At 63.2% G+C, this 17,596-nt stretch carries 16 protein-coding genes and 1 pseudogene; 1 reads left to right on the forward strand and 16 read right to left on the reverse strand.

Going from position 1 to position 17,596, the window contains the following annotated elements:
• Positions 1–27: 27 nt before the first annotated feature.
• From truB to rimP, 6 genes are all read right to left on the reverse strand, one after another.
• Positions 28–1,023: a tRNA pseudouridine(55) synthase TruB gene (gene truB / locus AC1D2G_RS06095; RefSeq protein WP_477412681.1), complete on the reverse strand. Its 996-nt coding sequence runs from the start codon at positions 1,021–1,023 to the stop codon at positions 28–30.
• Positions 1,023–1,448, reverse strand: coding sequence for a 30S ribosome-binding factor RbfA (gene rbfA, locus AC1D2G_RS06100; protein WP_095082415.1), 426 nt, complete (start codon positions 1,446–1,448; stop codon positions 1,023–1,025). Before rbfA ends, truB begins: the two co-directional genes overlap by 1 nt.
• A gap of 125 nt (positions 1,449–1,573) precedes the next feature.
• Positions 1,574–4,141 carry a translation initiation factor IF-2 gene (gene infB, locus AC1D2G_RS06105; RefSeq protein WP_477412683.1) on the reverse strand — a complete coding sequence of 856 codons (2,568 nt, stop codon included), beginning with the start codon at positions 4,139–4,141 and terminating at the stop codon, positions 1,574–1,576.
• Positions 4,138–4,788 (reverse strand): RNA-binding protein, encoded by a 651-nt coding sequence (locus AC1D2G_RS06110; RefSeq protein ID WP_477412685.1) that lies wholly within the window; start codon positions 4,786–4,788, stop codon positions 4,138–4,140. The genes infB and AC1D2G_RS06110 overlap by 4 nt, the downstream gene beginning before the upstream one ends.
• A gap of 38 nt (positions 4,789–4,826) precedes the next feature.
• Positions 4,827–6,422 (reverse strand): transcription termination factor NusA, encoded by a 1,596-nt coding sequence (nusA, locus tag AC1D2G_RS06115; RefSeq protein WP_095082421.1) that lies wholly within the window; start codon positions 6,420–6,422, stop codon positions 4,827–4,829.
• 49 nt (positions 6,423–6,471) lie between these two features.
• On the reverse strand, positions 6,472–7,119 hold the full coding sequence (gene rimP, locus AC1D2G_RS06120) for a ribosome maturation factor RimP (RefSeq protein ID WP_095082423.1): 648 nt from the start codon (positions 7,117–7,119) through the stop codon (positions 6,472–6,474).
• Between the two features lie 289 nt (positions 7,120–7,408).
• On the opposite strand from rimP, the gene AC1D2G_RS06125 reads away from it, so the two are divergent.
• Positions 7,409–7,573 (forward strand): hypothetical protein, encoded by a 165-nt coding sequence (locus AC1D2G_RS06125; RefSeq protein WP_477225338.1) that lies wholly within the window; start codon positions 7,409–7,411, stop codon positions 7,571–7,573.
• Between the two features lie 70 nt (positions 7,574–7,643).
• Here AC1D2G_RS06125 and trmB read toward each other — a convergent pair whose 3' ends face one another.
• The 10 genes and pseudogenes from trmB to olsA form a co-directional block, all read right to left on the reverse strand.
• Positions 7,644–8,345 (reverse strand): tRNA (guanine(46)-N(7))-methyltransferase TrmB, encoded by a 702-nt coding sequence (gene trmB, locus AC1D2G_RS06130; RefSeq protein WP_477412687.1) that lies wholly within the window; start codon positions 8,343–8,345, stop codon positions 7,644–7,646.
• Between the two features lie 23 nt (positions 8,346–8,368).
• Positions 8,369–9,634, reverse strand: coding sequence for a methionine adenosyltransferase (gene metK / locus AC1D2G_RS06135; protein ID WP_457151723.1), 1,266 nt, complete (start codon positions 9,632–9,634; stop codon positions 8,369–8,371).
• Positions 9,635–9,804: 170 nt separating this feature from the next.
• The gene (locus AC1D2G_RS06140; protein ID WP_457151722.1) at positions 9,805–10,224 is read right to left on the reverse strand and encodes a helix-turn-helix domain-containing protein; all 420 of its coding nucleotides are present in this window, start codon (positions 10,222–10,224) and stop codon (positions 9,805–9,807) included.
• A 141-nt stretch (positions 10,225–10,365) separates the two neighbouring features.
• A complete protein-coding gene (lnt, locus tag AC1D2G_RS06145) occupies positions 10,366–11,958 on the reverse strand; it encodes an apolipoprotein N-acyltransferase (RefSeq protein WP_477412689.1) in 1,593 nt (530 codons plus the stop codon).
• Positions 11,959–12,054: 96 nt separating this feature from the next.
• Positions 12,055–12,524: pseudogene (locus AC1D2G_RS06150) on the reverse strand (VOC family protein).
• 72 nt (positions 12,525–12,596) lie between these two features.
• A complete protein-coding gene (locus AC1D2G_RS06155; protein WP_095082435.1) occupies positions 12,597–13,670 on the reverse strand; it encodes a hemolysin family protein in 1,074 nt (357 codons plus the stop codon).
• 28 nt (positions 13,671–13,698) lie between these two features.
• Complete coding sequence (ybeY, locus tag AC1D2G_RS06160; protein WP_477412691.1) at positions 13,699–14,205, reverse strand: rRNA maturation RNase YbeY; 507 nt, start codon at positions 14,203–14,205, stop codon at positions 13,699–13,701.
• Positions 14,206–14,222: 17 nt separating this feature from the next.
• Complete coding sequence (locus AC1D2G_RS06165; protein ID WP_023758127.1) at positions 14,223–15,215, reverse strand: PhoH family protein; 993 nt, start codon at positions 15,213–15,215, stop codon at positions 14,223–14,225.
• Positions 15,216–15,298: 83 nt separating this feature from the next.
• A complete protein-coding gene (gene miaB, locus AC1D2G_RS06170) occupies positions 15,299–16,708 on the reverse strand; it encodes a tRNA (N6-isopentenyl adenosine(37)-C2)-methylthiotransferase MiaB (RefSeq protein ID WP_477412693.1) in 1,410 nt (469 codons plus the stop codon).
• An 86-nt stretch (positions 16,709–16,794) separates the two neighbouring features.
• Positions 16,795–17,595, reverse strand: a complete 801-nt coding sequence (gene olsA / locus AC1D2G_RS06175) for a lyso-ornithine lipid O-acyltransferase (protein WP_477305066.1) — start codon at positions 17,593–17,595, stop codon at positions 16,795–16,797.
• Between the last annotated feature and the right edge of the window lies 1 nt (position 17,596).

The raw sequence follows: 17,596 nt of genomic DNA on the forward strand, positions 1-17,596 counted from the left end.
TCGCTTTTCCTGGAATAACCTTGGCCGTCAGCCGGCAAAGACCCGCTTGGGCTTGAACATGCCTTGCTCGATGGCACCGATGGCGACCAGCTTGCCGCGCGCCGTCGCGCAGGCTTCTTCGGCTTCCACCGGTGCGTCGCGGCCGCGGATGATGACCGGATTGCCGAGGCGGATTTTCGTCGCCGCGTCGTCGCTGATGGCGACCTGCGGCAGGCAGTCAAGGGCAGCGGATGTATCCACCAGAAGGGCGTCGATGGCGTCGAAGTCGATCGGCGCTGCCACCTCGTCAGCGGCTTCAACCGTGTGAGCGGCATCTGTCGCGTCCGGGTCGTCTTCACCCGGCACGCCGAAACGGGCGGCCTCCAGTTCTGCGATGGTGACGAAGTCCTCCGGCGTGAACGGCTCGACCTCGACCCGGCGCAGTTCGGAAATATGGCCGAAACAGCCGAGATCGCGGCCCATATCGCGGGCCAGCGAGCGCACATAGGTGCCCTTGCCGCATTCGACTTCGAAAACAGTATGGTCGGCATCGTGCTCGACAATATCGAGCCGGCCGATCTCGACCTCTCGTGCGGGTATGTCGACCGTCGCGCCGTCACGGGCCAGATCATAGGCGCGCTCGCCTGATATCTTGATGGCCGAGAATTGCGGCGGCGTCTGCATGATGACGCCGGTGTATTTCGGCAGCAGCGCAAGCACCTCGGCTTCCGCCGGACGCAGGTCCGAGTTCTTCGTCACCGGACCCTCGAGATCATCGGTCGAACGCTCCTGCCCCCAGGCAACGGTGAAGCGATAGATCTTGGCGCCGTCCTGCACGTAAGGCACGGTCTTGGTGGCTTCGCCAAGCGCGATCGGCAGCATGCCGGACGCTAGCGGATCGAGCGTGCCGGCGTGGCCGGCCTTTTCCGCCTGGAACAGCCATTTGATCTTGGAGACGGCTTCGGTCGAACCCATGCCGACCGGCTTGTCCAGGACCAGCCAGCCCGAGATCGGCCGGCCCTTCTTCTTGCCGCGACGCGCCACTATTCGGTGTCCTTGTTGTCGTCTTTGTCCTGGCCTTCGGAACCCAGATCGCGCGCCACTTCGGGCGACTTCAAGAGATCGTTGATCCTGGCGAAATTGTCGAAGGAGGTGTCGAGCTTGAAACGGAACTCCGGCATAAACTTCATCTGCCGCAGCGCGCCGGAGACACGGCCACGCACGAACTTCGCATGCTTGTTCAGCGCCTCCACCACCGCATCGGTATCCTTGGCGCCGAGCGGCGAGACGAAAGCGGTAGCGACCTTCAGATCGGGCGACATGCGCACTTCCGAGACCGAAACCACGGTGTTCTCGATCAGCGGATCGATGATCTCGCCGCGCTGCAAGGTTTCGGACAAGGCATGGCGCACTTGTTCGGCGACGCGCAGCATGCGCTGGGATGGGCTGGATGTGGTTGGACGGGGCATTTTTCTCGATCCTGAAAGCGTGAGGCGCGGGATGGAACCGTGCCGCATGTCTCATATGGTCATTCTCAATAGCACTGGGGCGGCGGTCTTTCGACCACCGCCCGGTATCGACAAGTCACTCGAACTCAGAGCGTACGGGTCACCATCTCGACGCGGAAGCACTCGATGATGTCGCCGACGCGCATGTCCTCGTAGTTCTGGAAGGCCATGCCGCACTCCTGGCCGCCGGGAACTTCCGCAACCTCGTCCTTGAAGCGCTTCAGGGTCTTCAGAGTGCCTTCGTGGATGACGACGTTGTCGCGGATCAGACGCACGCCCGCACCACGCTCGACCTTGCCTTCGGTGACACGGCAGCCGGCGATCTTGCCAACCTTGGTGATGTCGAAGATTTCGAGGATCTGCGCATTGCCGATGAAGGTCTCGCGACGCTCCGGCGACAGCAGGCCCGACAGAGCCGCCTTCACGTCATCCACAAGGTTGTAGATGATCGAGTAATAGCGGATCTCGATGCCCGCGGCAGCGGCGGCGGCACGTGCCTGCACGTTGGCACGAACGTTGAAGCCGATGATCGCCGCACCCGAAGTCTCCGCCAGCGACACGTCGCTCTCGGTGATGGCACCGGCGCCGGCATGGACGATGCGCGCACGCACTTCGTCGGTGCCGAGCTTGTCGAGCGCCGCGTTGATCGCCTCGATCGAACCCTGCACGTCGCCCTTGATGACCAGCGGGAATTCCTTCAGCCCGCTCGTCTGCAACTGCGACATCATCTGTTCGAGCGAACCGCGCTGACCGGCATGCTTGGCAACCGCCTTCTCGCGCGCCAGACGCTGGCGATATTCGGTGATCTCACGGGCACGGGCTTCATTGTTGACCACGGCGAAGCGGTCGCCGGCCTGCGGGGTTCCCTGCAGGCCAAGCACTTCGACCGGCATCGCCGGCGGCGCTTCCTTGATCTGCCCGCCACGATCGTTGACCAGCGCGCGCACCCGGCCCCATTCGTTGCCGGCGACAAGGATGTCACCCGGCATCAGCGTGCCGGTCTGCACCAGCACGGTGGCGACGGGGCCACGGCCCTTGTCGAGTTGGGCCTCGATAACGACACCCTCGGCGGTACGGTCCGGATTGGCCTTGAGGTCGAGGATTTCGGCCTGCAGCAGGATCGCCTCGAGCAGCTTGTCGAGATTGGTGCCCTTGGTCGCCGACACTTCGACGTCCAGCACTTCACCGCCCATGGATTCGACGAAGACCTCGTGGCGCAGCAGTTCGGAGCGCACCTTTTGCGGATCGGCATCATGCTTGTCGATCTTGTTGATCGCCACGATGATCGGAACGCCGGCCGCCTTGGCGTGGCTGATCGATTCGATCGTCTGCGGCATGACGCTGTCGTCGGCCGCAACCACCAGGATGGCGATATCGGTCGCCTGGGCGCCGCGAGCACGCATCGCCGTGAAGGCGGCGTGGCCGGGCGTGTCGATGAAGGTGATCTTGTGACCATTCTTCTCGACCTGGTAGGCGCCGATATGCTGGGTGATGCCACCGGCTTCGCCGGAGACGACATTGGCATTGCGGATGGCGTCCAGCAGCGAGGTCTTGCCGTGATCGACATGGCCCATGATGGTCACGACGGGCGGACGCGTCACCAGGTCCTCGGCATTGTCGGCGATGTTGAACAGGCCTTCCTCGATGTCGGACTCGGCGACGCGGCGGACGGTGTGGCCGAATTCGGTGGCAACCAGCTCCGCGGTATCGGCGTCGATGACGTCGCCCGGCTTCAGGATCTGGCCCTGCTTCATGAAGAACTTGACCAGATCGACCGCACGCTCGGACATGCGTTGTGCAAGTTCCTGGATGGTGATGGTCTCTGGCAAGATCACTTCGCGCATGACTTTCTCGCGCGGCTCATTGTGCATCGCGCGCTTGAATTTTTCCTGGCGGCGGCGCATCGACGACAGCGAACGGGCCCGCGCGTCCTCATCGGACAATGCGGAATTCAGCGTCAGCTTGCCACGACGGCGATCTTCCTCGGCCTTGGTCGGCTTGGCCGGACGCGCCACTTCAGGCGTGACCGGACGGCGCACCGGCGCGCCAGCGCCAATCCGCTTCGGCTTGACCTCTTCCTCGTCGTCGACCGTTGCCAGTTCCGCGGCCAGCGGCGCGCGGCGACGTGCCTCTTCCTCGGCGCGACGGCGGGACTCTGCCTCAGTCTGCAACCGCGCCTCTTCCTCAGCCTGGCGGCGCGCGGATTCTTCGCGTTCGCGCTTGCGGCGCTCTTCGTCCTCGGCGCGGCGCTTGGCGTCCTCGGCAGCGCGCTGTCGGTCCTCGACCTCGCGTACCTTCGAGCCTTCGAGCGCCCTGCGGCGCGCTTCCATTTCACTGCGCGACAGTTCGTTCAGCACCATGCCGCTGCGCTCGACCGGAGGCGGCGGCGGCGGTGGCGCCTTCGGCGCTTCCTGTACGACGGGTGCGGCCACAACCGCCGGCTTCGGTATGAAGACGGGGGCGGCAACCGGCTCCGGCTTGTCGCCGGGCATCGAGAACTTGCGCTTCTTGGTTTCGACGACGACCTGCTTGGTGCGGCCGTGCGAGAAGTTCTGGCGCACAGTGCCCTGTTCCATACCGGGGCGCTTTAGCGTCAAGGTCTTCTTCGGCGTCACACTCAGCGTATTGTCGTCACCCGATTTCGTATCGCTCATTCCATATCCTCTGCGGCATCATCTTCGTCAGCAACAGCCGCAAGCATTGCCAGATCGTCCGGGGAACCGCCCCGATACCGGTCGAGCGCAACCATGCGCTTCTGGACCGCCCTGCCCGCGTCTCCCGCGAGAACGGCAGCATGTATCACATTTGTACCCCCCAATGCCAAGCTCAACTCGGCCTCGGAGAAAAGTTTGTAGGCAAGGATAGCGGGCCCACCGAGATGGACTGTCGCCCGTCGCGCCTGGCTGATCTTGCGCACGCCGTCGTCGGACGCCTCGGTCGCATGGAGCACGAAAAGCGCCAATCCGCCGCGCACCGCGCTCTCGACCTTGGTGGCTCCAAGAGAAATCGCGCCTGCCTTGCGAGCAAGCCCAAGCATGCCCAGAGCGGATCTGGAAAGCAGCCCGTCGACCATGCCGCCAAGATCGGGCGGCACGATCACCTGTGCCTTGAAGGCGCGGGCAAAAATGTTCTTCGCCGCCGCCTTGTCGATATGTAGGCGGTCGGCGGTCACCCAGCAACCACGGCCGGGCAGATTTCTCTTGATGTCGGGAACGACGGCCGAATCCGGGCCGACGACGAACCGGATCAATTCATCCGGTTCGGCCTGCCTGCGGGTGACGATGCAGGTGCGATCGTTCATCTCGTCCAAGGGCGGGTTCGGTGCGATGCGGTTTCACCTCACGCACCAACGGCTTCGTCAGCCGTTTCTTCTTCGGCTGCAAGCTCGTCTTCGGTGATCCAGCCAGCCTTGAGGCGGGCGGCCAGAACCATCTGCTCGGCATCGGCGCGCGTCACGCCATGACTGGCCAGCACGCCCGGATACACTTTCGTCTCGCCGTCCTTGCGTTCCTTCCAGCCGGTCAGGTCGTCGGCGGCATAGCCGGCGAAATCCTCGATCGTCTTCACGCCGTCCTCGCCGAGCGTCACCATCATGGCGGTGGTGACGCCGGGGATTTCGCGCAATTCGTCGGAGACGCCGAGCGCCTTGCGCTTGTCGTCGTGCTCGGCTTCGATCTTCTCCAGATACTCGCGGGCGCGGGTCTGGATTTCCGAAGCGGTGTCTTCGTCGAAGCCGTCGATCGAGGCGATCTCGCCGGAATCGACATAGGCGACTTCCTCGACGCTGGTGAAGCCTTCGGAGGCCAGCACCTGGCCGACCATCTCGTCGACGTCGAGGGCTTCCATGAACAGCGACGAACGCTCGACGAATTCCTTCTGGCGACGCTCGGATTCTTCGGCCTCGGTCAGGATGTCGATGTCCCAGCCGGTTAACTGCGAAGCGAGCCGCACATTCTGGCCGCGGCGGCCGATGGCCAATGACAGCTGGTCGTCGGGAACCACGACTTCGATGCGCTCGGCATCCTCGTCGAGCACGACCTTGGCGACTTCCGCCGGCTGCAGCGCGTTGACGATGAAGGACGCGGCCGAAGGCGACCACGGAATGATGTCGATCTTCTCGCCCTGCAATTCGCCGACGACGGCCTGGACGCGGCTGCCGCGCATGCCGACGCAGGCGCCGACTGGATCGATCGAGGAATCACGCGAGATGACGGCGATCTTGGCGCGAGAACCGGGGTCGCGGGCGACCGACTTGATTTCGATAATGCCGTCATAGATTTCCGGCACTTCCATGGTGAAGAGCTTGGCCATGAACTGCGGATGGGTGCGCGACAGGAAGATCTGCGGGCCGCGCTGCTCGCGGCGCACGTCGTAGACATAGGCGCGGACGCGGTCGCCATATTTGTAGTTTTCGCGCGGGATCAGTTCGTCGCGACGGATGATCGCCTCGCCACGGCCGAGATCGACGATGACGTTGCCGTATTCGACACGCTTGACGGTGCCGTTGACGATCTCGCCGATGCGGTCCTTGTATTCATCATACTGGCGGTCGCGTTCGGCCTCACGCACCTTCTGCACGATGACCTGCTTGGCCGACTGGGCGGCAATGCGGCCGAAATCCATCGGCGGCAGCTGTTCGGCGATGAAGTCGCCGAGCTGGGCGTCGGGGTTGCGCTCGCGCGCCGAGGAAATGGCGATCTGGGTGGCGTAGTCGTCGACCTTCTCGACCACTTCCATCAGCCGCTGCAGCTTCATCTCGCCGGTGTTCGGGTTGATGTCGGCGCGGATGTTGGTCTCCTGGCCGTAACGCGAACGCGCCGCCTTCTGGATCGCATCGGCCATGGCGGCGATGACGATTGACTTGTCGATCGATTTTTCGCGCGCGACCGCATCGGCGATCTGCAGCAGTTCAAGCCTGTTGGCGCTTACAACCATCGTTTTTCTCCCGAGCCTGTTTGCCGGACCTTTGCGCCCGGCAGCTCAATCATAGTTCCTGTTCGGTTTCGTTTTCCGCGCCGGCATCCGCACCCTCGGGCGCATCATCGTCCGGTTCGCCGCGGCGTTTCTTGGCTTCCTTGCGCGCCCTGTTGTCTTTCGACAGGGCATCGCGAATGAGATCATCGGTCAGGATCAGGCGCGTTTCGGAAATCGCGTCATAGGGGACCCGCACCGTCGGCTCCTCGCCATAGGCGGCCTTTTCGCGCTCGATCAGCACATCGTTGTCACCGGCCTCGACGATCTTGCCCTTGAACCGCTTGCGGTCGGCGACGATGATCGATGTCTCCATCTTGACTAGGTGGCCGGTCCATGTCGCGAAATCCGATTTGCGGACCAGCGGCCGGTCGATACCGGGCGACGAGACTTCGAGGTGATAGGCCTTTTCGATCGGGTCATCGACGTCGAGGGCAGGCGACACCGCGCGGCTGACCTCTTCGCAATCCTCGACGGTCATGGTGCCGTCCTCGCGCTCGGCCATGATCTGCAGCGTCAGCCCGTTCTGGCCCGACAGATGCACCCGCACGAGGCGGAAGCCGATGCCGCGCAGAACCGGCTGGACGATCAGCGCGATGCGCGCATCGATGCCGCTTTCGCGGATGATGCGGTCGTCGCCTTCGCTTGCCGTTGCAGTCATTCGATCCCTGTCGTTCTACCCGAAGCTACCGGCAGGTAATAAAAAAGAGCGGGACCGGGTGGACCCACTCTTCGTCATACCGACCAAGAATTTGAGGCTGATATAACCGATCATGGCCGCTGTTTCAAGCCCGCCGTATCGGCACGGACAAAAGCCGTGGCAACGACAGTGTTGCGCCAGACGCATGGCCTCCATGCGGCAGTACCCCTGTGAGCCTCAACGCTGCATCACCATCTATGTTGCATCGCACAAAGATGACGACACGTCACAGCAGCGAAAGGATACGACCATGACCAACCGCAAGATTCTATCCGCCATAGGCCATCTCTTCACGACATTTGGCAGTGCAGTCGCTGCGTCGCGTTCCGTGGAAGCCGGCCGCAGGCCACGCGCGGACGACCTGCGCAAGCTCGGCATGGATCCGGCTGTCTTCAACAGGATCGGCCGTTTCTAAGGGTTTGGCGGGCTGACGACGCACGCGCTTGCCGCCGGCGAACCCCGGAGGCCGCGTGCGATCGGCCTGCTTACCTCCTGATGAAGGTAAGATAGGCGGGCCGCCGGCCCTCACGAACAGCCTTCGCCTCGTAACGGGTACCCGGCCAGCCATCGTAGGGCCGATGCCAATCCGCCGCCTCCGAAGCCTGCCACGCGAATGCACCATGCGCCCGACAGTGCAGCAAGGTCCAGTTCACATAGGTGTCGATATCGGAGGCAAAGCGGAATTTTGAACCCGGCTTCAGCACGCGCGCGAAACGGTCGAGATTGATCGGGCTGACGAAACGGCGCTTCCAGTGCTTCTTCTTCGGCCACGGATCCGGATAGAGAAGGTCGATGCCGGCGAGCGAGGCTTGCGGCAGCCAGTCGAGCAGCCGGGTGGCGTCGTCGTCATAGACCTTGAGATTGGCAAGCGGCTTTTCCCTCACCGCCATCATCATCTTGGCCATGCCGTTGACGAAGGGCTCGACGCCGATAAAGCCAATCGCTGGCGCCTCGGTGGCACGATGCAGGAGATGTTCGCCGCCGCCGAAGCCGATTTCGAGACGAACCGCCGAAACATCCGCTTCAAACAGGGTGCTGAGATCTGCCGGAGGTTCAGCCGTCAGATCGAGCCGATACGTGCCAAAGCCGCTTTCCAGTGCAGCCGCCTGCTGCGGACGCATGGTCTTGCCGCGCCGGCGACCGAAGAAGGCTTCGGTCGCGCGGCTTGGTCTGTCCTTCGGGTCCATGGCAGGACTTTGCGGCGCCGCTGTCAGGCGGCGACCGCGTCCTTGAGCGCCTTGGCGAGATCGGTCTTTTCCCAGGAGAAGGACCCATCGCGGCCGGCCTTGCGGCCGAAATGGCCGTAGGACGACGTCTTGGCGTAGATCGGCTTGTTGAGATCGAGATGGCGGCGGATGCCTGACGGCGACAGATCCATCACCGTGCGCAGCGCCTCTTCAAGCTTGGCCTCGTCCACCTTGCCGGTGCCGTGCAGGTCGACATAGACCGACAGCGGCTGGGCGACGCCGATGGCGTAGGAAAGCTGAATGGTGCAGCGATCGGCGAGTTTCGCCGCCACGACGTTCTTGGCGAGGTAGCGCGCCGCATAGGCGGCGGAACGATCGACCTTGGTGGTGTCCTTGCCCGAAAAGGCGCCGCCGCCATGCGGTGCGGCACCGCCATAGGTGTCGACGATGATCTTGCGGCCAGTCAGCCCGGCGTCGCCATCCGGCCCGCCAATGACGAACTTGCCGGTCGGGTTGATGTACCACATGCAGTTGTCGGCGATCTTGAGCTCGCCCAGCGCCTCGCGGATATAGGGTTCGACGACCTTGCGGACCTTCTTCGAATCCCAGCTCGCATCGAGATGCTGTGTCGACAGCACGATCTGCGTCGCCTCGGCGGCCTTGCCGTCGACATAGCGGACAGTGACCTGGCTCTTGGCGTCCGGACCGAGCCTGCCGGCTTCACCGCTGCCTTCGTGGCGGGCCGCGGCCAGCAGTTCGAGTATCTTGTGGCTGTAGTAGATCGGCGCCGGCATCAGATCCGGCGTCTCGCGGCAGGCATAGCCGAACATGATGCCCTGATCGCCGGCACCTTCCTCGCCCTGGCGGTCGGACGCATTGTCGACACCCTGGCCGATATCGGGCGACTGACCGTGCAGCAGGACCTCGATCTTCGCGTTCTTCCAGTGGAAGCCGGCCTGCTCATAGCCGATTTCACGGATCGCCTTGCGGGCTACCGACTTGAACTTCGCCGGATTGACCACCGGGTGGCCGGCGGCATCCTTGAGGATGTTGCCTTCCTTGTCCTTCTTCAGCAGCGTCTCGGGGACGCGCACCTCACCGGCGATGACGACGCGGTTGGTGGTGGCCAGCGTCTCGCAGGCGACGCGGACTTTCCATGGGTCCATGCCGGTCTTCTTGGCTTCGCGATAGACCAGATCGACGATCTCGTCGGAGATCCGGTCGCAGACTTTGTCGGGATGGCCCTCGGCAACGGATTCCGAGGTAAAGAAGTAATTCTGCCGCGTCACGGGTGTCCCCTCTTGAAAAAACGATCGGCAGGCTGCCGATTTTGGCGCGCCACGTGTTAGCGGGGTGGAGCGCCGCTCGTCAAGCGGTGCTGCCGTTCTGGCATGAATGTCGATGCAGTTATCTTGTGCCACCGGCGGCAGGCTGCCGCCGGTCCAAACGGGATTGCGGATCAGTCGAGATCGTCCGTGGAGAGCGATTTGACCAGGTCAATGATCCTGCGGCGCACCTTGGCATCGGCAATCTTGACGAAGGCGCGGTTAAGCTGAAGGCCTTCAGGACTGCCGCAGAATTCGACGGCGAAAGCCATCGACGTGTCTTCGGCAAAGCCACGGCCGTGCGCGGCCTCCTGGCCGGGCGCATCCTCGAAAAAGAAGGCGACTGGCACACCGAGAATCGACGCTATCGCCTGCAGGCGGCTGGCGCCGACGCGGTTGGTGCCCTTTTCATATTTCTGAATCTGTTGAAATGTGATGCCGAGATTCTCGCCCAGTTTCTCCTGGCTCATTCCGAGCATATTGCGGCGAAGCCGGATGCGACTGCCAACATGGATGTCGATCGGATTCGGTTTCTTCTTGTTGTCTTCTGTCATTTTTTCCTCGCCGAATTTTTTCGGCTTTCTCTATTTTTTCTTTGCCCAAACGACGCCGGCGGCAACTGCCCCAACAGAACGATCCACCGACTTCGAGAAAATTTCAGGCGCTTACAGTATGAGTTTCTAATGTGTGGGCTGTCAATTCACCCGTAGCCTTTGCCTTACGTTCAACAATGCGGCGGCGATGGCAAACAGCAACATGATCAGCATTCCGTTAATGCGTCTCTGGCCGGCGGATATGAACGCCTGTCCGGAAATCGGCACGCGTGCATCGATGGCGCCGCGCGCATCGATCGCCAGCGCATCGACGACGCGCCCGCGCGTATCGACGACGGCCGAGATACCGTTGTTGGCAGCACGCAACAATGGCAATCCATTCTCCACCGCACGGATCTGGGCCTGCCTGAAATGCTGATACGGACCCGGCGTGTCACCGAACCACGCATCATTGGTAACGTTCACAATAAGCTGCGCTGACGTAGCGTCAACTGCCACCAGATCGGGAAAGATCACCTCATAACAGATAAATGGCAGCGCACGGATGCCGTCAGGCAAAGTGATGGCGTGCCGCTCGTTGCCCGCCGCAAATGTCATCGGCCCGGCAACCAGTTGCTCGATGCCGAAACGCTCAAGCAGATCGGCAAAAGGCAGGTATTCGCCGAACGGCACCAGATGAACCTTGTCGACGGCGTCGGCGATTTCACCCTTGTCGTCGATCGCCACCACGGAGTTGTAGTAGCGGCTGTCGGCATTCGCCGCCGAGCCGCCTTCCTCGCGGACGACGCCGGCGATCAGCATCTGGCCGGGACCGAGCATGTCGCCCAGCGCCGTCAATGCGTCCGGACGCTCGGTGAAGAGGAACGGCACCGAGGTCTCGGGCCACAGGATCAATTGCGGCTTTTCATGACCGGGGTCCGGCGCCTTGGCCGACAGGCCCATCAAAGTTGCGAAGATGCGGTCGCGCACCGAGGCATCCCACTTTTCAGACAGATCCACGGCCGGCTGGACGATGCGGACATCCAGGCTGTGCGTTGCCGGCTTTTCGGGAGTGGCAAGCCTGACATAGCCGAAACCGATATGGGCGGCGGCGAGGACGGCAAACAGTGCCGCGCCGAGGCGCAGATGCCGGCGCGCCACCAGCAGCGCCGGCAATGCGAAGACGAACACAGCGAGCGCGTTCATGCCGATCATGCCGGTCACCGAGACGCTCTGCATCAGCAAGGGCACGGGCATGGCCGCATAGCCGATCGCATTCCACGGAAAACCGGTGAACAGGAAGTCGCGCAGCCACTCCGCCAGCCCAAAACCGAAAGCAAGGGCGGCGATGCGGCCGATATCGCTGCTCCACAACAGTCGAGCAACCATTGCCGCAAAACCGTAGAAAAAGGCGAGTGCGAAGGGAATGCCGACCACCGCGAAGGGAAGCGCCCAGGCAAAACTGTCGGCCTCGACCAGCAGTGCCGAGCCAATCCACCAGAGGCCGGCAAGGAAATAGCCGAAGCCGAACCACCAGCCGACGGCGAAGGCAGGCCGCAGGCGACGAAACAGGCTGCCGGAGGCTTCGCCGGTGGCGCCATCGATCAGCCAGACCAGCAAGGGAAACGAGATGAAACAGGCAGCGAAGAAATCGTAAGGGGCCTGTCCAAGCACGGCAAACGCCCCGGCGAGAAACGCCACCAGCGCGCGCCGCCAACCCCAAAGCAGAATTATCCGGCCGGCCAGGCGCTCCATGCAAACTTCCGAGTCGCGCGAATCAGGAAGCAAGATTTAACAGGCCGCGGTCCGCGCTCCAAACGCAGGATGGCTGGCTGCGATGCAAGCCTCCGCCTACCGGTGCCAGCCGTCGATGCGCACGCCGCCCAGCCGTTCGGCCTCTTCACGCGAAACAGCGCGAATGGTCTGGGTGAAGGTCCAGACATGGCCTTCGGGATCACGTGCCCGATACTGCCGTTCGCCGTAGAACTGGTCGGCAGGCTCCTGGATGATCTCGGCGCCGTTTGCCTTGGCGTGCTCACAATGGGCGTCCAGGCCGTCCTTCAGCCGCACATAGACCGATTGGGTGTTCTTGCCGGAGATGGAAGCAGGGCTGGCGACGTAATCGGTCCATTCGGAATCGACGATGATGTAGCCGTCGCCGAACCGCATCTCAGAGTGGAGAGCCTTCCATCGGCGTCGCTGACCACCATGCTGCGCTCGAAGCCGAAGGCCGTTTCCAGCCAGTCCAGCGCGGCGCGAGGGTCCCTGTAGAACACCCCGGACCCCAAGGTGGAATGCTTGAAGGGGTCCTCGACCGTCATCCGCGAGCGCTTATGTCCTTGTTTTGTCGCATGATGTTCGTCCGAAAAGTCTGCAACTTTTCGGCATCGTGCTTAAGCCTGCTCCGTGCGTGCGGCGCGCCGGCGGCGCTCACCCTTCTGGCTCTGCACGATGCGCACGCGCTTGACGCGGCGCGGATCGGCATCAAGGACGTGGAATTCGAAGCCGGGGATGGCCTGCACCACCTCGCCGCGCGCAGGCACGCGGCCAAGCGTGTTGAAGATCATGCCGCCGATGGTATCGACATATTCGCCATGTTCGCCGGCGGCGAAATCCTCGCCGATCATTTTGGCGACGTCGTCGATCTCGGCCTTGCCGTCGACGATGAACACGCCGTCGCCGCTCTGGGTGATCATCGGCTCATCGTCGTCATGCTCGTCCTCGATGTCGCCGACCACCATCTCGACGATGTCTTCCAGCGAGGCAAGGCCATCGGTGCCGCCATATTCGTCGATGACCAACGCCATCTGCGTGCGCGTCGTCTGCATGCGGCCCATCAGGTCGGAGGCAAGCATCGACGGCGGCACGAACAGCACCTGGCGGATCAGGTTGAGGTCGCCAATGGTGCGCGCGAGGTCGACCTGCGTGAGGTCGAGAACCGTGGCGGCAGGGGTTTTCCGTGTCGAGCGGCCCTTCTTGACGCGCGCGATCTTGGTGATGTGGGCCAGCACGTCGCGAATGTGCACCATGCCGCGCGGATCATCGAGCGTCTCGGAATAGACCGGCATGCGCGAATGGCCGGACTGCTCAAAGGTGCCCAGCAGATCGCCGAGCGTCGTCGTGATCTCGACCGCCTCGATGTCGGCGCGCGGCACCATGACGTCCTCGACGCGCACCTCGCGCAAACGCAGGATGTTGTTGAGCATGGCGCGTTCGCCGGGCGAGAAGGCGCCGGCGTCGCTCGCCGTTTCGGCAAGCGCCCCGGCGATTTCCTCACGCAGGCTGGTCCCGTTGCGCTGCCGGAACAGGCCCAGCACGCGGTCGAATAGGGAGGGACCGGCTGGCGATGTTTCGCTGGCAACGCTGCCGGTAACGGTACTCGGACTTGATCCCTCTTCCGACGTATCGGAAGCCTTGTTCGCACTGCCGGCGTCGGGGCGGGCGGCAGTCTCTGGTTTGTCGTTCATCGTCGTCCGGTCAATTGGTCAGACGTAGTTACGCGTAGGGATCGGGAATGGCAAGCCTCGCGAGCGCTGCGCGCTCGATGGCCTCCATCGCCTCGGCCTCGGCGTCGGTCTCGTGGTCATAGCCCAAAAGGTGCAGCAGGCCATGGACCACGAGATGAGTGATATGGTTCTCGACAGGCTTGTCTTCCAGTGCCGCTTCACGCGCGACCGTCTCGGCGGCGAGCACGATGTCACCCAGCATTGGCGGCAATGGAGCGCCTTGCACAAGCGGAAAAGCTGGGAAAGACAAGACGTTGGTCGGTTTGTCCTTGCCGCGCCAGCCGGCGTTGAGGGTCCGGATATGGGCGTCGTCGGAAAAAACGAGGCTGAGTTCGGAACGGCCCGACACGCCGGTTTCGGCAAAAGCAGCCGCGACAGCGCGATCGACCAGCCGTGTCAGGCTTGCCTCATCGGGCCAATTGCCCGCCTCGACTGATATATCAATTTCGACGGGGACCGGACGTGCCCCGTCGCCGGATATGTTGTCCTCAGGCATGAGGCCGCATCGTCACATCAATTCTCGGCGCCGAGGCCGCGCGCCAGTTTGGCATCCCGGTCATACGCCCTGACGATTTCCGCCACCAACGGATGGCGGACGACGTCGCCATCGTTGAAGCGCACAGTTACCGCGCCGGCCACGCCATCCAGCACGCGCAAGGCTTCGACCAGGCCCGATTTGGTGTTCGAGGGCAGGTCGATCTGGGTCGGATCGCCAGTGACGATCATGCGCGAGTTCTCGCCGAGACGGGTCAGGAACATCTTCATCTGCATCGGCGTGGTGTTCTGCGCTTCGTCAAGGATGACGGCGGCATGCGCCAGCGTGCGGCCACGCATGAAGGCGAGCGGCGCGATCTCGATCACCTCCGCGGCAATGGCGCGCTCGACCTTGTCGGCGGGCATCATGTCGTAAAGCGCATCATAGAGAGGGCGCAGATAGGGATCGACCTTCTCCTTCATGTCGCCCGGCAGGAAGCCCAGCCGTTCGCCGGCCTCCACGGCCGGCCGCGACAGGATGATGCGTTCGACCATGCCGCGCTCAAGCAGCATCGCGGCATGCGCCACCGCCAGATAGGTCTTGCCGGTCCCGGCCGGGCCGATGCCGAACACCAGTTCCGACCGCTCCAGCGCGCGCATATAGGCGTCCTGGTTGAGCGAGCGGGCATAGATCGTCTTCTTGCGGGTGGCGATCTGGGCGGCGGAGACCTTCCCCTTGCGTTCCAACGTCGGCAAGGTCAGCTGATCGTCGGCGGCAATCGCCATGCGCACGGCGCCGTCGACGTCGGACTGGCCGATGTCGACGCCCTTCTGGAGAATGCCGTAGAGATTGTCCAAAGCCCGGCGGGCCTGCTCGGCGGCCGACGCCGAGCCCTTGATCGTCAGCTGGTTGCCGCGCGAGCGGATGTCGACGCCGAGCTTCTGCTCGAGCCTGGCCAGGTTCTCGTCGAACTGACCGTAAAGGGCGCTGGCAAGCTTGTTGTTGTCGAAAGTCAGAACGATGTGCGCCATGTCAGAAGCCCCAGACGCCGGTGCCGGGGGCAGGCTCTTCACTTCTGCAGCGCTCAACCGTCTCTCCTCATCTGCCGAGACCCTCAGGCCAATTCGGCGAACAGGCTGTTGTAGCCCGTCTTCGTGATTCGCACCTGGATAATGTCACCGATTTCGCCGGCCTTTTCATCAACAATAACGGGCTGCAGCCAAGGTGAGCGGCCGACCTTCTGGCCGGCCTGGCGGCCGGGCTTCTCGATCAGCGTGTCGATGGTGCTGCCGACGAGGGTTGCGCCGAAATCCTGCTGCTGCTTCAGAAGCAAGGCCTGCAGCCGCTGCAGGCGCTCATCCTTCACCATTTCCGGCACATGGTCAGCCATCTCGGCGCCCGGCGTGCCGGGACGCGGCGAATATTTGAACGAGAAAGCCGAGGCATAGTTCACCTGGCGCACCAGTTCCATGGTCGCCTCGAAATCCGCCTCGGTCTCGCCGGGGAAACCGACGATGAAGTCGCCGGAAAGCGCGATATCCGGTCGCGCGGCACGAATGCGGTCGAGCAGCGTCAGATAATCCTTCGCGGTGTGCCTGCGGTTCATCGCCTTGAGGATGCGGTTGGACCCGGATTGTACCGGCAGGTGCAGATAGGGCATCAACGCCGGCAGATCACGATGGGCTGATATCAGTTCATCGTCCATGTCGCGCGGGTGGCTGGTGGTGTAGCGCAGCCGCGCCAGCCCTGGGATTTCGGCCAGCCTGAGCAGCAGGCGGCCAAGGCCCCATTCCTCGCCGTTTTCGCCCTGGCCATGCCAGGCATTGACGTTCTGGCCAAGCAGCGTCACCTCGCGCACGCCGGCTTCGGCCAGACGTTGCGCCTCGGCAACGATCTGCGCCACCGGCCGCGACACTTCGGAGCCCCTGGTGTAAGGCACGACGCAGAAGGTGCAGAACTTGTCGCAGCCTTCCTGGACGGTGAGGAACGCGGTGACGCCGCGCTTGATGACCTCGGCGCGTTTGGGCTGCGGCAGATGCTCGAACTTGTCCTCGATGGCGTAGTCGGTCTCGACTATCTTTTCGCCGCCGCGCACCCGCGCCAACACGCCGGGCAGCCGGTGATAGGTCTGCGGGCCGATGACCAGATCGACGGCCGGCGAACGGCGGATGATCTCGGCGCCTTCGGCCTGCGCCACGCAGCCGGCGACGCCGACCAGCATCTCGCGGCCTGCCACGGCGCGTTCTGCCTTCATATCGCGGATACGGCCGAGCTCGGAATAGACCTTTTCGGCCGCCTTCTCCCTGATATGGCAGGTGTTGAGCAGCACCAGATCGGCCTCGCCGATGGCATCGGTGGCGGTATAGCCGTCGGCGGCCAGCGCATCGGCCATGCGCTGTGAATCATAGACGTTCATCTGGCAGCCATAGGTCTTGATGAAGACCTTCCTGGTGGCTGCCGCCGGCACGGCCATCGCTTCGGCCGCGGCGTCGATGTCGTCACGCTCTATCGTGTTCAAGTCCATCCGGCGGCTTCTAACGCCTTTCGATGACAAAAAACAGACGATTCTCCGCCACGGCCGTCACGCACACTGGTGCACCCATCACCAGTCTATCGGCTCGGGCGCGGATCGGCGAGTGCCGCCTGCATCATCGCGCGCACCTGGCTTTCCATCAGCTTCGACGTTTCCTTGCGGTTCGAGCCCTTGGAAAAGGCGATCGGTTCGCCGAAATGCACCTCGACGTCGAGTGCCCCCTCCTTCAGCAACACCTTGAGATGCGGCATCAGGTCTTCATCGCCGATCCAGGCGGCAAGCGGCCGGTGCCGACGGCCGAGCGGCACGCCGTGCAGGCGCGTGTAGGCGATCGCCACCGGCTGGATGAAGACCTGTTCGGCCGCGCCTTCTGAAATCGCCATCGAGGCGGCGCCGAACAGCGTGCTCTTGAAGGGCAGGACGATGTTGCCGTCGCCGGTCGATCCCTCGGCGAACAGCACCATGGCGTCGCCCTTGGCCATGCGGCTGGCGATCTCGCTGGCCTGGTCGCCGGACGAACGCTTGCGCTCGCGCTCGATGAAAACGGTGCGCTGCAGCTTCGACAGCATGCCGATCAGCGGCCAGCCTTCCATATCGGCTCTGGCGATGAACTTCACATCGACCATGGAACCGAGCACCATGATGTCGGTCCAGGAGATGTGATTGGACGCGACCAGCAGTGGACGTTTGTCGGACAGCGCGCCCTTGACATGGATGCGCATCCCCAACGCCCGGACGATCAGCCTGTGCCAGATCTTGAGGATGAAGGTTTCCGGCCACCAGCCGGTCTTCATCGACAGGATCTGCAACGGCACGAGGACCAGCGAACCGGCGGTGACGAGGCCAAGCGCCAGGAAAATCCTGATTTTTGCGATCATA

The organism is Mesorhizobium sp. P2_C7, from assembly GCF_056404515.1.